General features: G+C 70.1%; 13 protein-coding genes. 4 read left to right on the forward strand and 9 right to left on the reverse strand.

Annotated elements, in window-relative coordinates:
* Positions 1-30 precede the first annotated feature (30 nt).
* Genes RGD00_RS13375 through RGD00_RS13390 form a run of 4 tightly spaced genes read right to left on the reverse strand, consistent with a single transcriptional unit; the run spans position 31 to position 4,350 of the window.
* Positions 31-849 carry an enoyl-CoA hydratase family protein gene (locus tag RGD00_RS13375; RefSeq protein WP_310457843.1) on the reverse strand — a complete coding sequence of 273 codons (819 nt, stop codon included), beginning with the start codon at positions 847-849 and terminating at the stop codon, positions 31-33.
* Positions 846-1,313: a MarR family winged helix-turn-helix transcriptional regulator gene (locus RGD00_RS13380; RefSeq protein WP_310457844.1), complete on the reverse strand. Its 468-nt coding sequence runs from the start codon at positions 1,311-1,313 to the stop codon at positions 846-848. Before RGD00_RS13380 ends, RGD00_RS13375 begins: the two co-directional genes overlap by 4 nt.
* The gene (locus RGD00_RS13385) at positions 1,313-2,053 is read right to left on the reverse strand and encodes an SDR family NAD(P)-dependent oxidoreductase (protein ID WP_310457845.1); all 741 of its coding nucleotides are present in this window, start codon (positions 2,051-2,053) and stop codon (positions 1,313-1,315) included. Before RGD00_RS13385 ends, RGD00_RS13380 begins: the two co-directional genes overlap by 1 nt.
* Positions 2,050-4,350, reverse strand: a complete 2,301-nt coding sequence (locus RGD00_RS13390; protein ID WP_310457846.1) for a bifunctional salicylyl-CoA 5-hydroxylase/oxidoreductase — start codon at positions 4,348-4,350, stop codon at positions 2,050-2,052. The genes RGD00_RS13385 and RGD00_RS13390 overlap by 4 nt, the downstream gene beginning before the upstream one ends.
* A gap of 121 nt (positions 4,351-4,471) precedes the next feature.
* Between RGD00_RS13390 and RGD00_RS13395 the strand changes: the two genes are divergently transcribed.
* Both RGD00_RS13395 and RGD00_RS13400 read left to right on the forward strand, forming a co-directional pair.
* The gene (locus RGD00_RS13395; protein ID WP_310457847.1) at positions 4,472-4,963 is read left to right on the forward strand and encodes a GNAT family N-acetyltransferase; all 492 of its coding nucleotides are present in this window, start codon (positions 4,472-4,474) and stop codon (positions 4,961-4,963) included.
* A gap of 225 nt (positions 4,964-5,188) precedes the next feature.
* A complete protein-coding gene (locus RGD00_RS13400) occupies positions 5,189-6,376 on the forward strand; it encodes a TIGR03862 family flavoprotein (RefSeq protein ID WP_310457848.1) in 1,188 nt (395 codons plus the stop codon).
* Between the two features lie 275 nt (positions 6,377-6,651).
* Here the strand turns inward: RGD00_RS13400 and RGD00_RS13405 are convergent, their stop codons facing one another.
* From RGD00_RS13405 to dapE, 4 genes are all read right to left on the reverse strand, one after another.
* Entirely contained in the window at positions 6,652-8,436 is a 1,785-nt protein-coding gene (locus tag RGD00_RS13405; protein WP_310457849.1) for an acetate/propionate family kinase, read from the reverse strand.
* A 77-nt stretch (positions 8,437-8,513) separates the two neighbouring features.
* Positions 8,514-9,047, reverse strand: coding sequence for an SRPBCC family protein (locus RGD00_RS13410; RefSeq protein ID WP_310457850.1), 534 nt, complete (start codon positions 9,045-9,047; stop codon positions 8,514-8,516).
* 60 nt (positions 9,048-9,107) lie between these two features.
* Complete coding sequence (locus RGD00_RS13415; protein WP_310457851.1) at positions 9,108-9,542, reverse strand: GNAT family N-acetyltransferase; 435 nt, start codon at positions 9,540-9,542, stop codon at positions 9,108-9,110.
* Positions 9,539-10,696, reverse strand: a complete 1,158-nt coding sequence (dapE, locus tag RGD00_RS13420) for a succinyl-diaminopimelate desuccinylase (RefSeq protein WP_310457852.1) — start codon at positions 10,694-10,696, stop codon at positions 9,539-9,541. The genes RGD00_RS13415 and dapE overlap by 4 nt, the downstream gene beginning before the upstream one ends.
* Before the next feature lie 279 nt (positions 10,697-10,975).
* On the opposite strand from dapE, the gene RGD00_RS13425 reads away from it, so the two are divergent.
* Both RGD00_RS13425 and RGD00_RS13430 read left to right on the forward strand, forming a co-directional pair.
* Positions 10,976-12,553, forward strand: coding sequence for a Hint domain-containing protein (locus tag RGD00_RS13425; protein ID WP_310457853.1), 1,578 nt, complete (start codon positions 10,976-10,978; stop codon positions 12,551-12,553).
* Between the two features lie 3 nt (positions 12,554-12,556).
* Positions 12,557-13,564 carry a Hint domain-containing protein gene (locus RGD00_RS13430; protein WP_310457854.1) on the forward strand — a complete coding sequence of 336 codons (1,008 nt, stop codon included), beginning with the start codon at positions 12,557-12,559 and terminating at the stop codon, positions 13,562-13,564.
* Here the strand turns inward: RGD00_RS13430 and RGD00_RS13435 are convergent, their stop codons facing one another.
* The gene (locus RGD00_RS13435; protein ID WP_310457855.1) at positions 13,565-13,894 is read right to left on the reverse strand and encodes a hypothetical protein; all 330 of its coding nucleotides are present in this window, start codon (positions 13,892-13,894) and stop codon (positions 13,565-13,567) included. It abuts the gene before it with no gap.
* Positions 13,895-14,078 lie beyond the last annotated feature (184 nt).

Genomic DNA, 14,078 nt, shown 5'->3' on the forward strand with positions numbered 1-14,078 from the left:
GTGCGGGGGGCTGGCCCCCCGCCGGCCCCTTCAGTTCCCTTCGAAAACCGGCTTCTCCTTGGCGACGAAGGCGTTGTAGGCGCGCACGAAATCCTGCGTCTGCATGCAGATCGCCTGCGCCTGCGCCTCGGCCTCGATCGCCTGTTCCAGCCCCATGTTCCATTCCTGGTTCAGTTGCGTCTTGGTGATCCCATGCGCAAAGGTGGGCCCCGCCGCGATCCGCTGCGCCAGCCGCATGGCCTCGGCCTCCAGCACATCCGCCCCGTGCAGACCGTTCCAGAAGCCCCACCGCTCGCCCTCTTCGGCGCCCATCACCCGGCCGGTGTACAGCAGTTCCGCCGCCCGCCCCTGCCCGACGATCCGCGGCAGCATCGCGCAGGCGCCCATGTCGCAGCCCGCCAGCCCCACACGGGTGAACAGGAACGCCGTCTTGGCCCCGGGCGTCGCCAGCCGCAGGTCGGACGCCATGGCGATGATCGCCCCCGCGCCGACGCAGATCCCGTCCACCGCCGAGATCACCGGCTTGCCGCAGCCGATCATCGCCTTGACCAGATCGCCCGTCATCCGGGTGAAGGCCAAAAGGCCCTTCATGTCCATCTTCGTCAGCGGGCCGATGATTTCGTGCACATCGCCGCCGGAACAGAAATTCCCCTCGTTCGAGGCAAAGACCACCACATCCACATCCGTCGCATAGACCAGCTTGCGGAAGGTGTCGCGCAACTCGGCATAGCTTTCGAAGGACAGCGGGTTCTTGCGATCCGGCCGGTTCAGGCGGATGGTGGCGATGCGGTCCTGCACCTGCCACAGGAAATGCTGCGGCGTCAGGCCCGCCAGTTCGAACTCGGTCATTCCTTTTCCCTTCCCATGCGTTTCAGGATGGCGGTCAGCGCGTCCAGATCGGCCTCGTCCACATGGTCGAAGACGCGGCTCAATTCCGCCTCGTGATCGGCGGCCAGCCCCTCGAACACCCGCAGCCCCTCGTCGGTCAGCGCCACATGCACGGTGCGCCGGTCGGTGGTCGAGGGCGTGCGCCGCACCAGCCCGTCCTTTTCCAGCCGGTCCACCACCGTCGTGGCATTGCCGTTCGACACCAGCAGCAGGCGGCTGAGTTCGCTCATCGTCACGCCTTCGCGCCGCCGCCACAGCGCGGCCATCACGTCGAACCGCGGCAGGGTGGTGTCGTGGTTCACGCGCAGGAATTCGCGCAGCCGGTTTTCCGCCGACCGGGTGACGCCGAGCATGCGGATCCACATCTTGAGCCGCCGTTTCGACAGCGGGTCCAGACGCGGGCCTTCAGGGTCCAGTCCGTCCATCACACTTCCCCCCCGGCGATGGCGATCGCCTGCCCGTTGATGCCTTCGGCCCCCGCACCGCACAGATACAGCGCCGCCGCCGTCACCTCTGCCGGCCGCACCAGCCGGCCCTGCGGGTTCGTGGCGGTCAGCGCGGCCAGCGCGGCGGCGCGGTCCTTGCCGGTCTTGTCCATGATGTTCGCCACCGACCTTTCCGTCATCTCGGTATCCAGAAAGCCGGGGCAAAGAGCATTGACCGTCACCGGCTTTTTCGCCACCTCTAGCGCGAGGCTGCGCACCAGCCCCACCACCCCGTGCTTGGCCGCTGCATAGGGCGCGACATAGGCATAGCCCTTGAGCCCGGCGGTCGAGGCGACCGCGATCAGCCGCCCCCATCCGTCGAACTGGTTCAGCCCGGCGCGGAAGGTCAGAAACACGCCGGTCAGGTTCACCGCCAGCATCGCGTTCCACTGCGCAAGACCGACCCGCCCCATCGGCGCGCTTGCCGCCGCCCCGGCATTGGCGATCACCACATCGCAGCGCCCGGCAGCGGCGAACAGCGCCGCCACGCTGTCCTCATCCGTCACATCGGCCACTACCGGGCGGATACGGGGGGCAGAGGCCGCCACGGCCTCCAGCGGCGCGGCGCGGCGGCCCGCGATCACCACCTCGGCCCCGGCGCCGGCAAAGCCGCGCGCCAGATCGGCACCCACGCCGGTGCCGCCCCCGGTGATCAGAACCCGCCGCCCCGCCAAGGTCATACCCGGAACGTCTCCTGCTGCTGTTGTGCCGCCTTCTGCTGTTGCAGGCGCAGCGCCTGATCGCGCCCGTTGAGGTAGGGCAGCGGCCAGTCCGTCGCCCTGTCCCCCATCGCAACGGCGGCATGCAAAGTCCAGTAGGGATCGGCCAGATGCGGCCGCGCAAGGCAGACCAGATCCGCCCGCCCCGCCATGAGGATCGAATTCACATGGTCGGTCTCATAGATGTTGCCCACCGCCATGGTGGCGATCCCGGCCTCGTTGCGGATGCGGTCGCTGAAAGGCGTCTGGAACATCCGGCCATAAACCGGCCGCGCATCGGTGCTGGTCTGGCCCGCCGACACGTCGATGATGTCGGCCCCGGCGGCGGTGAACATGCGCGCGATCTCCACCGCCTCGTCGGGGGTCACGCCCTCGTCGCCCACCCAGTCGTTGGCGCTGATCCGCACCGACATGGGCCTGTCCGCCGGCCAGACCGCGCGCATCGCCCGGAACACCTCCAACGGCCAGCGCATGCGGTTTTCGAGGCTGCCGCCATATTCATCGGTACGGGTGTTGGATTTCGGGCTGATGAAGCTCGACACCAGATAGCCGTGGGCGGCATGCAGTTCGGCCATGTCGAACCCCGCCCGCGCGGCCATCCCGGTCGCCGCGACGAACTCCGCCGTCACCCGGTCCATATCGGCACGGTCCATCGCCTTCGGCACCGCATTTCCGGGCGACCACGGGATGGCGCTGGCCGACATCAGCGGCCAGTTCCCCGCGGCCAGCGGCGCGTCCATCTCTTCCCACCCCAGTTGGGTGGACCCCTTGCGCCCCGAATGGCCGATCTGCATGCAGATCTTTGCACTCGTTTCGGCATGCACGAAATCCACCAGCCGCTTCCACGCGGCCTCGTGTTCGGGCGCATAAAGGCCGGGGCAGCCGGGGGTGATGCGCCCCTCGGGCGACACGCAGGTCATTTCGGTGTAGACCAGCCCCGCCCCGCCCTTGGCGCGTTCGGCGTAATGGACGAAATGCCAGTCCGTCGGGCAGCCGTCGACGGCCTTGTACTGCGCCATGGGCGAAACGACGACGCGGTTCTTCAGCTCCATCCCCCGCAGGCGGAAGGGCGCGAACATCGGCGCCCGGCCGGGCTGGCCGCCGGCCTGTTCCTGAAACCAGTCCTCGGCTCCGCGCAGCCATTCGGGGTCGCGCAGGCGCAGGTTTTCATGGCTGATGCGCTGGCTGCGGGTCAGCAGCGAATAGGCGAACTGCGGCGGCGGCATGTCCAGATACCGCTCCACCTCCTCGAACCACTCAAGGCTGTTGCGCGCCGCCGATTGCAACCGCAGCACCTCGACCCGCCGCTCTTCCTGATAGCGTTCGAAGGCGGCTTCCAGCGTCGGTTCCGAATGCAGGTAATCCGCCAGCGCGATCGCGCTGTCGAAGGCCAGACGGCTGCCCGAACCGATGGAAAAATGCCCCGTCGCCGCCGCGTCGCCCATCAGCACGACGTTTTCATGATACCACTTGCCGCAGATCACCCGCGGGAACTGCATCCACACCGCCGAGCCGCGCAGATGGGCGGCGTTGGACATCAAGTCGTGCCCGCCCAGATGCGCCGCGAATATCTTGCGGCAGGTCTCGACGATCTCTTCCTTCGTCATGTCCTTGAAGCCCCACCGGTCCCAGGTGTCGGGCAGGCATTCCACGATGAAGGTCGCGGTCTGGTCGTCGAACTGGTAGACATGCGCCCAGACCCAGCCGTGTTCGGTCTTTTCGAAGATGAAGGTGAAGGCGTCGTCGAATTTCTGATGCGTGCCGAGCCAGATGAACTTGCACTTGCGGGTGTCGATGTCGGGCTGGAACACATCCTCGTATTCCTTGCGCACCAGCGAATTGATGCCGTCGCAGCCGATCACGACGTCATAGTCCCTGCGGTACTCCCCGGCCGAACGGAACTCGGTCTCGAACCGCATGTCCACGCCCAGTTCGCGCGCGCGTTCCTGCAACAGGACCAGCATCGCCTTGCGCCCGATCCCGGCAAAGCCATGCCCGCCCGATACCGTGCGCACCCCGTCGTGGACCACGGCGATATCGTCCCAATAGGCGAAATGGCTGCGGATCGCGTCGGTGGATTTCGGGTCGTTCTGCTCCATCCGCCCCAGGGCGTCGTCCGACAGCACCACGCCCCAGCCGAAAGTGTCGTTGGCGCGGTTGCGTTCCAGCACCGTGATCTGATGCGCGGGGTCTCGGAGCTTCATCGAGATCGCGAAATACAGACCCGCAGGACCGCCGCCCAGACACAACACTTTCATGGAACACCTCCGTTTCCCGGTGGGCGAACTCTGCCACCGCCCCCATGGTATTTCAAGCTTGAAATTTATCGGCCGGAAGAAACCGCTTTCCTCGCGGCGCGGCCGGGCCTAGCCTCGGGCGATGCAGATCCGCGACGAAACCGCACAGGACGCCGGGGCCATCGCCGCCCTGATCACCGAAGCCTTCCGCACCGCGCCCCATGCCAGCGGGACCGAGGCGCAGATCACCGCCGCCCTGCGCGGGGCGGGCGCGCTGATGCTGTCGCTGGTGGCAGAGGACGGCGGGAGGGTGCTCGGCCATGTCGCCGCCTCGCCCGCCCGGGTGGGCGGCGCGGGGGAATGGGCGCTGATCGGCCCGCTGGCGGTGCTGCCAGAGGCCCAGCACCGCGGCATCGGCAGCGCGCTGATGCAGGCGGCACTGGCCCGCCTGCGCCCCGAGGTGCGCGGGGTGGCGCTGGTGGGCGACCCGGACTTCTACACCCGCTTCGGCCTGCGCGCCTTCCCGCACCTCACCGCCCCCGGCGTGCCCGCGCAATACGTGCTGGCCCTGCCCTTCAACACGGCACCCCCACAAGGCGCGCTTTCCTGGCACCGGGCCTTCGACGCCCCCTGACCCCCCGCCCGGCGTCCGGCCCGGTGGAAAGGGCAGGAGCCTCCGGCGGGGATATTTGGGGACAGAAAATGAACAAGGCGGTGCTCTCGCCCGGCCTGTTTCATTTTCTGTCTCTAAATATCCCGGGGTCCGGGGCAGCGCCCCGGCACCGACGGCGCGGCCGGGCGCGGCGCTCGACAGGCCGGGGGCGCGGCTGTAGAGGGGGCGCGGGCACAGGGGGCGCGGGTGGCGGGAACGGGCAAGACGGCATTGGTGATCGGCGCAGGGCCGGCGGGGCTGATGGCGGCGGGGGCGCTGGCGCGCGCCGGGCTCGCCGTCACGGTCGCCGAGGCCAAGCCCTCGCCCGCGCGCAAGTTCCTGATGGCGGGCAAGTCCGGCCTGAACCTGACCAGGGACGAACCCCCGCCCGTCTTCACCGCCGCCTATGCCGAGGCCGCGGGCTGGCTCGCCCCGATGCTGGCGGAATTCGGCCCCGCGCAGGTGATGGACTGGGCGCGCGGCCTCGGGCAGCCGGTGTTCACCGGATCCTCGGGCCGGGTGTTTCCGGTGGCGATGAAGGGCTCGCCCCTGCTGCGGGCCTGGCTGGCGGAACTGGACGGGCTTGGCGTCGTGCTGCGGCGGCGCTGGCGGTGGGTGGGGCTGGAGGACGGGTTCCGCTTCGACACGCCCGAAGGCGCGCGGGTCCTGCACCCCGCCGTCACGGTGCTGGCGCTTGGCGGGGCCAGCTGGCCGCGGCTCGGGTCCGACGCCGCATGGGTGCCGATCCTGGCCGCGAAGGGGGTGCAGATCGCGCCCTTCCGCCCCGCCAACATGGGGTTCCGCATCGGCTGGTCCGCCCCGATGCAGCGCCATTTCGGCGCCGCGCTGAAAGGGATCGCGCTGATGGCGGGGGACCGGCGGGTGCGGGGGGAATGCGTGATTTCGGCCCGCGGTCTGGAAGGCGGCGGCGTCTATGCCGTCTCGCGCGCGGTGCGCGAGGGCGCGGCGCTGACGATCGACCTGCTGCCCGACCTGCCCGCGGCAGAGGCCGCCGCGCGGCTGGCCCGGCGGGGGCGGGAAAGCCTTGCCAACCACCTGCGCAAGGCGCTGCGGCTGGACCCCGCGAAGGTTGCGCTGGCGATGGAATTCGCCCGCCCCCTGCCCGCCGATCCTGCCGCCGCAGCGGCGGCCCTCAAGGCCCTGCCGATCCGCCATCAGGGTCCCCGCCCGCTGGAGGAGGCGATTTCCGCCGCCGGCGGCATCACCCGCGCGGCGCTGGACGACAACCTGCAACTGCGCGCCCTGCCCGGCGTCTTCGCCGCCGGCGAGATGCTGGACTGGGAGGCGCCCACCGGCGGCTATCTGCTGACCGCCTGCCTTGCCACCGGGCTGTGGGCGGGGCGGGCGGCGGCGGGGTATGCGGGGGGCGGTTAGGGCGGATCGGCAGTCACATCCCGATTGGGCCGGGCGGGATCAGGAAACGCACTGCGTTTCCCCCGCCCGCGGCGCGGCGGTAACACTGAAAACGGAGATCGCAGGAGAAATGGGTAGGCCGGCGCCTGCCCCGGCGGGCGAGTAGCGCCCGCCATGGGCGGGGCGGGCGCTGGCCGGGCGCTTGGGGCCCCCGGCCGGGGCAGCGGAACCGGCATCGCGATGGCGAAGGCACGCGCCTTCGCCAGACAGAGCGGAGGGAGCGAGGTCGACCTGACCTACCGGCAGAGCCCCGGCCCCACCAGCGCGCCGTCCGCCCCGGCGACGATGCCGCCGGCGTTCGCCTCGTCGGTGTCGATATGCATTTCGGTGAAGGCATCCTTCTGGATGCGCACGACGGTATGGGCGAAGGTGATGCCGCGGCCGGTGCCGGCGACCTCGACCTCCACCTCCTGCCCGTCGGTCAGACCCCACCGGGCGGCATCGTCGGGGTGCATGTGGATGTGGCGCGCGGCAATGATCAGGCCGTCGGTTTCCACCTGCCCCGCCGGGCCGACCAGCCGCACCCTGGGCGTGCCGTCCAGATCGCCCGACAGGCGCACCGGCGCGTCGATGCCCAGAACGAAGGTGTCCGTCCGGCTGACCTCGATCTGCGTGCGCCCGCGCGTGGGGCCCAGAACGCGCACATTCTCGAACCGGCCCTTCGGCCCCTCGACCGTCACCTTCTGATGCGCGCCGAAATTGCCCGGCTGGCGCAGCGGGAATTCCGCCGTCAGCGTGGCGCCGGGGCCGAACAGCGCCTCGACATGCGCCTGGGACAGGTGCACATGCCGGGCCGACACCGCCACCGGCACCGTCAGCGCCACCCGCACGGGCTGCGCCATCGCCTGCGCCACCTCGCGGGCGATCTGCAACTGTTCGGCCGTCTCGGTCACGATCACCCGCACCCGTGCGCCCCATGCCTGCAATTCGGGTGCCGCGCGGTCGGCCAGATCCACCCGCGCGTTGCGGTCGTGGTCGAGCGTCACACCCATGAATTCCAGCCCGTCGCAGATCCGCCGGCGCATCGAGGCCGAATTCTCGCCTATGCCGCCGGTGAACACGATGGCGTCCACGCCCCCCATCGCCGCGGCATAGGCGCCGATATATTTGCGCGCGCGATAGGCATAGATCTCTATCGCCAGTTGCGCCGCCGCATCGCCCGCCGCCGCGCGGTCTTCGGCATCGCGCATGTCGGGGCTGCCGGTCAGCGCCTTGAGGCCGGAGTCGTTGTAAAGCGCCGCCTCGATCTGCGGGATCGACAGCCCCAGTTCGCGCGACAGATACCCGAAGGCCCCCGGGTCCACATCGCCCGACCGCGTACCCATCACCAGCCCTTCCAGCGGCGTCAGGCCCATCGAACTGTCCATGCTGCGCCCGCGGTTGATAGCGCAGACCGAGGCCCCGTTGCCCAGATGGCAGGAAATCACCTGAAGCCGGTCGAGCGGCTGGCCGATCACCTCTGCCGCCCGCAGCGCCACGTATTTATGCGAGGTGCCGTGGAAGCCGAACCGCCGCAGCCCCGCCTGCCGCCAGACCTCGGGCACCGCATAGGTGGTGGCGAAGGCCGGGTTGGTCAGGTGGAAGGAGGTATCGAATACGCCATATTGCGGCACCTCGGGCCATGTCGCGCGCGCCAGCGCCACGGCGGCCAGGTTCGCGGGGTTGTGCAGGGGCGCAAGCGGGGTCAGCGCCTCGATTTCCGGCAGGGTGGTGTCGTCCAGAGGCGCGGGCGCGGCGAAACCCGCGCCGCCATGCGCGATGCGGTGGCCCACCGCGTCGATCCAGTCGAAGCCCTGTTCGGCCAGAAACCCCGGCACCGCCGCGATGGCCGCGCCCAGATCGGCCAGCGGCACCCGCCCCTGCCCGCCCCGCCCGTCATCGGTGGACCAGCGCAGGTCGCAGCCGCCGTCGCGGAAACGGTCGTAGCCGGCCTTGAGCAGATGACGCTCCGCCCCGTTCCCGGTATCGAACAGGCCGAACTTGAGGCTGGAACTGCCCGCGTTGAACACCAGTATGCGCATGCGATCCTCCGGTCAGGTGGGCGCCATCCTGCCCGGAACCGGGGGCCGGGGAAAGTATGCTGCGGCGCAATATCGCGTCAGCGCGACACCAGCCGGCGGAACCAGCCCTTCTTCGGGGTGTCGTCCCCCGCCGCGCCTTCCTCTGCCGCCTCGGGGGCGGGGTCGTCCTCGGGGCCCTCGACGGCATCCTGGAAACGGGCGAAGAAATCGTCCGCCATCTTGCGGGCGAAACCGTCGATCACCCGGCTGCCGAGCTGCGCCAGCTTGCCGCCCACGTTCGCCTCTACCGTATAGCCCAGAAGGGTGCCCCGGTCCGAAGGCGCCAGCGTCACCTTTGCCGCCCCCTTGGCAAAGCCCGCGGCGCCCCCCTTGCCCTCGCCGGTGATGGTGCAGCTTTCGCCCGGCACGATGTCGGACAGGGTGACGACCCCGGTGAAGCGCGCCTTGACCGGGCCGACCTTCTGGACCACCACGGCCTCGAACCCGGCCTCGGGGCTGCCGGTCATGCTTTCGCAGCCGGGCACGCAGGCGGCAAGGACCTGCGGGTCGAACAGCGCCGCCCAGACGGTTTCGGGCGGCGCGGCGATGTCGCGCTGATCGGCAAGCTGCATGGGATCCTCCGCTGGTTTCGGCCCATCATAGGCGCTTTTCGCCGCGCGGCAATTTCGTCGTCAGGGCCGTGGGACAAGCGGCAGAACCATGTCGCGGTGCGGAATCCCGGCGTCGAGGTATTCCGGCCCCTCGGCCACGAAGCCGAGCGCGGCATAGAACCCCACCGCATGCGTCTGCGCGCCAAGCCGCACCCGGGTAATGCCGGGGCGCGCGGCGCATTCCGCCACCGCCGCCCGCATCAGCGCCACGCCGATCCCCTTGCCGCGCCAGTCCGCCAGCACGCAGACCCGGCCGACCTTGGCGGTATCGCCCGCCAGCATCACCCGCGCCGTCCCCACCGGGCGGCCATCCATCCGCGCCAGCAGATGCAGCGCCGCGCCATCGCGGCCGTCGATCTCTTCGGCCTCGGGGACGCCCTGTTCCTCGATGAACACCTGTCGGCGCAGGGCGTGGCAGGTGGCAAGGTCGTCGGTGGGCGCGACCTCTGCCCTCATGCGAACCAGCCCCGCAGGATGCGCAGGTAGATCGCCTTCAGCGCCGCGATCTGCGCGACCTCGACCCGTTCGTCCACCTGATGCATGGTCTTGCCCACCAGCCCGAATTCCACCACCGGGCAGTGGTCCTTGACGAACCGCGCATCCGATGTGCCGCCAGAGGTGGACAGGGCGGGCACCACCCCCGTTTCCGCCCGCACCGCCGCCGCGACCAGATCCGACAGCGGGCCGGGGGGGGTCAGGAAGCTTTCGCCCGACACCGTGACCTTCATCGCGATCTCCACCCCGGTTTCCGCCGCCACCCGGTCGGATTCCACCCGCAGCCAATCGGTCAGGCTGGCGCCGGAATGGGCGTCGTTGAAGCGGATGTTGACCGTGGCGCGGCATTCGGCGGGGATGACGTTGTTGGCCGGGTTGCCGGTGTCGATCGTCGTCACCGCCAGCGTCGAAGTGTCGAAATGGTCCGTGCCGCGGTCCAGTTCATGGCCGGCCAGCCGGTCCATCAGCCGCGCCATCGCGCTGACCGGGTTTTTCGCCCGGTGCGGATAGGCCGAATGCCCCTGCACCCCGCGCGCGGTGAACCGGGCGGTCATCGACCCGCGCCGGCCGATCTTCATCATGTCGCCCAGGGTTTCGGGGCAGGTCGGTTCGCCCACCAGACAGGCCGCCATCGCCTCGCCCGTCCGCGCCATCCAGTCGAGCAGCGCGCGGGTGCCGTCCGTCGCCTCGCCCTCTTCATCGCCGGTGATGGCCAGCACCACCGCGCCGTCGGGCGGCGTGTCGCGCACGAAATCCATCGCCGCAGCGGCAAAGGCGGCGACGCCCGACTTCATGTCGGTAGCCCCGCGGCCGTACATCCAGCCGTCGCGGATTTCCGCCCCGAACGGGTCCGCCGTCCAGGCGGCGGCATCGCCGACGGGGACCACATCGGTATGGCCGTTGAAGCCGAAGGTGCGCGGATGCCCCTTGTCCCCCCACCGGGCGTAAAGGTTGGGGGTGCCGTTCCGGTCCACCCGCGTGCAGGCGAACCCCGCCGCCGCCAGTTGCGCCGCCAGCAGGTCCAGCGCCCCCCCTTCCATCGGCGTGACCGAGGGACAGCGGATCAGCGCCGCCGTCAGCGCGACGGGATCGGCGGGGGCATGGGGGTCGGGCATCGCGGGCTCCTTCGCGCGGGTCGGCCAAGGGTTAGCGCGGCCCGCCCCGCGCCGCAACGGTGTTGCCGCCGTGCCACCGCCCGCGGCCCCCGTGCAACAGCCCGCGCTGGACCGGTGACATGCGGCAGAAACATGGCATATCCTCGGCGCAACAATACGCCTTGAGGCAGGGCATGCAGCGGGCCAACGCGCCCGGACCGGAAACCGGAAGGGCCGCCCCCGCGGCCCCGCCTGCACCTGTCCAAGCCGGTGAAGAGTGACAGTCGTTCAGGGGTATTCATGGCGACGGGCAGCGAACTGGGCTACAATACCAGCGCCTCGGCACTGACGATGGCGCGCACCATCTTCGGCGAGGGCACCACCGTGGTGCGCGCCAGCTATACGGGGGATGCCAATTCGTCCGCCGTCTATTCGTTGGGCGACGCGCGGTCGCCCCTGACCACGCCGGGCGACACCGGGGTGATCCTGTCCACCGGCAACGTGCGCGATTTCACCCAGTCCTCGGGCGACCCGAACCGCAGCGCCTCGACCACGACCAACACCTGGGGCGTGGACAACAACGCGATGTTCAACGCCATCGCCGGCACACGCACCTATGACGCCGCCTGGCTGGACGTGGATTTCATTCCCACCGCCAGCCAGATGACGATGCAGTTCGTCTTCGCCTCCGACGAATACCCCGAGTTCATAAATTCGATCTACAACGACGTGGTGGGCGTCTGGGTCAACGGCACCCATGTGCCGGTGGCGATCGGCAACGGCGACACGGCGGTCAACAACCTCAACCCGCAGACCAACGTCAACCTCTACAACAACAACACCAACGACGCCTACAACACGGAAATGGACGGGTTCACCGTCACGCTGTCGCTGATCATGAACGTCGTGCCGGGGGTGGTGAACTCCATCCGTATCGGCATCGCGGACACGTCCGACTATCAGTACGATTCCAACCTGCTGATCAGCGCGGGCGGCGTGCAGACGGCGGTGGTCGCCAATGCCGATCTGGTGGAGGTGCGCCCCGGCACCAGCCAGACGGTGGACCTGCGCGCCAACGACACCTTCACCGGCTCGGGCGCGCTGGTCATCACCCATATCAACGGCATCAGCGTCACCACCGGGTCGGTCATCACGCTGACCACCGGGCAGAAGATCGTCATCAACGCCAACGGCACCGTCACGATCGTCGGCGACAACGATACCGAGACGGTGAACTTCACCTATACCGTCGCCAAGGGCAACGGCACCCAGGCCACCGGCTTCGTCACCGTGAACCAGGTGCCCTGCTTCGTCGCCGGCACGATGATCCGCACGCCCGACGGCGACCGGCCGGTGGAAAGCCTGCGCCCCGGCGATCTGGTGACGACGCTGGACGACGGGCCGCAGCCGCTGCGCTGGATCGGCCGGCGCACGGTCGAGGCGCAGGGCCGGCTTGCCCCGGTGCAGATCCGCGCGGGCACCTTCGGGCGGCACGGGCGGCTGCTGGTCTCGCCCCAGCACCGGATCCTTCTGCGCGACAATCTGGCGGAACTGATGTTCGGCGAACCCGAGGTGCTGGTCGCCGCGCGCGATCTGGTCAACGGCCGGTCGATCACCCTGCGCGAGGGCGGGACGGTCGAATACGTCCACCTGCTGTTCGACCGCCACCAGGTGGTGTTTTCCGAAGGGCTCGCCACCGAAAGCTTCCTGCCCGGGCCGCAGATCGTGCACAGTTTCGACCGCGCGGTGGTAGAGGAGATCCGCACCCTTTTCCCCGAACTCGACCCCGAAACCGGCGCGGGCTACAGCCCCGCCGCGCGCCGCACCCTGCGCAGCTTCGAGGCGCAGGTGCTGCTGGCCACCGCGCGGGCGGCCTGAACGATGACGGAATGGATCGCGCTGTCGGGCGCCGAAGCCGGATGCGGGCCCGGATGCGAAACGGACCCCCTGCCCCGCGGCAGCCTGCTGATCGGCCTCAGCCGCCCGGTGGCGGACCCGACGGTGGTGATGGAACTGCGGATGGAAGGCGGGCGCGCGGGCCTGTCGGTGATGGTGGACCCCGCGCTCGGCATCGGGGTGATCGCCCGCGCGGGCAGCACGATGCGCCGCCACTGGCTGGCCGGCCCCCTGCCCGCGGGGCTGAAGGGCGGGGTGACGCTGAACCTGTCCTGGGACATGGCGCAGGGCCGCTGGTCGCTGGCCGCAGAGGGCGGGGGCAGCGGCGCGCGCGCGACCGGCACCGACCCGCTGCCCCCGCCGCCCGGCCTCGGCGCGGCGCTGGCGGACGCGGCGCAGACGCCCGGCGCGTTCCACCCCGCGGTGCTGTGGTGGGGGCTGTCGCGCGGGATCTGGCGCAACCCGCCGGGCGCCGCGCTCGGCCCCGATACGCTGGTCGCCACGCCGGGGGGCTATGTCCCCCTCGGCCGGCTGCGGCCCGGCGACAGGGTGCTGACGCTCGACCAGGGGGCGCAGCCGCTCGCCGCGCTCTACCGCCATGCGGCGCCGCATCGCGCGGCGCTTGCGCCGGTGCGGCTGCGCGCGGGCCATTTCCCGATCCCGCGCGACATGCTGGCGGGGCCGCAGACGCGGCTTCTGTTCGACGGGGCGGCGGTGGAATACCTCTTCGGCACCGAAGAGGTGCTGGCGGCGGCGGGCGACATCACCGACCGGCTGGTGGCGCAGCGGCTGCGCACGGGCACGGCCAGCACACTTATCTGCCCGGTGACGGAACGGCCGGCGCTGATCCTGTGCGACGGGGTGGCGGTGCTGTCGGGCGCGGTCAACCCCGCCCTGCCCGCGCCGCGCCCCTGCCTGCGGCCCTATGAAACCGCCGCCCTGCTGCCCGACCGGCCGATGGCGGCGGAACTGGCCCCCGGACTGGCCGCGTGATCAGTCGAAGAACGGCTCCACCTGCGCGACGATGACCGCGTTTTCGGCCAGTGCCCGGCCCATCAGCGCGCGCTCCTCCGCATCGATCTGCTCGCCCGCCTCCAGCCGTTCGTCGAGCGTGCCCTGCGCCGTCACCTCCAGCACCGCCATGTCGGCGACCTTCAGCACCGCCACCGCCTCGCGCACGGCCTCCGCCTCGTCCACCCCGCTGGCATAGAGCAGCAGCGCCGCCCCCGTGGCCTTGGCGGGCAGCCCGTCGCCCGGCTTGCGCCCGACCTCGACCAGCAGGGTATGCACCTGTTGCGGGCGCTTGGTCTTGTCCTCGGTCATCGCATGCTCCGTCGTGGCCGTCGGGAAGGAAGAAAGGGGGCATTCTGCCCCCTCTTGGCTGCGCCAATTCACCCCCTGAGGATATTTTCAGACAGAAAATGAAGGCACGCCCGCGACACTTTCTGTCCTTAAATATCCCCGCCGGAGGCCGCTGCCCTCTCCCCCTGCGTCACCGCCGGGCAGA

It is taken from the genome of Ruixingdingia sedimenti, from assembly GCF_031432425.1.
Classification (GTDB): domain Bacteria; phylum Pseudomonadota; class Alphaproteobacteria; order Rhodobacterales; family Rhodobacteraceae; genus Ruixingdingia; species Ruixingdingia sedimenti.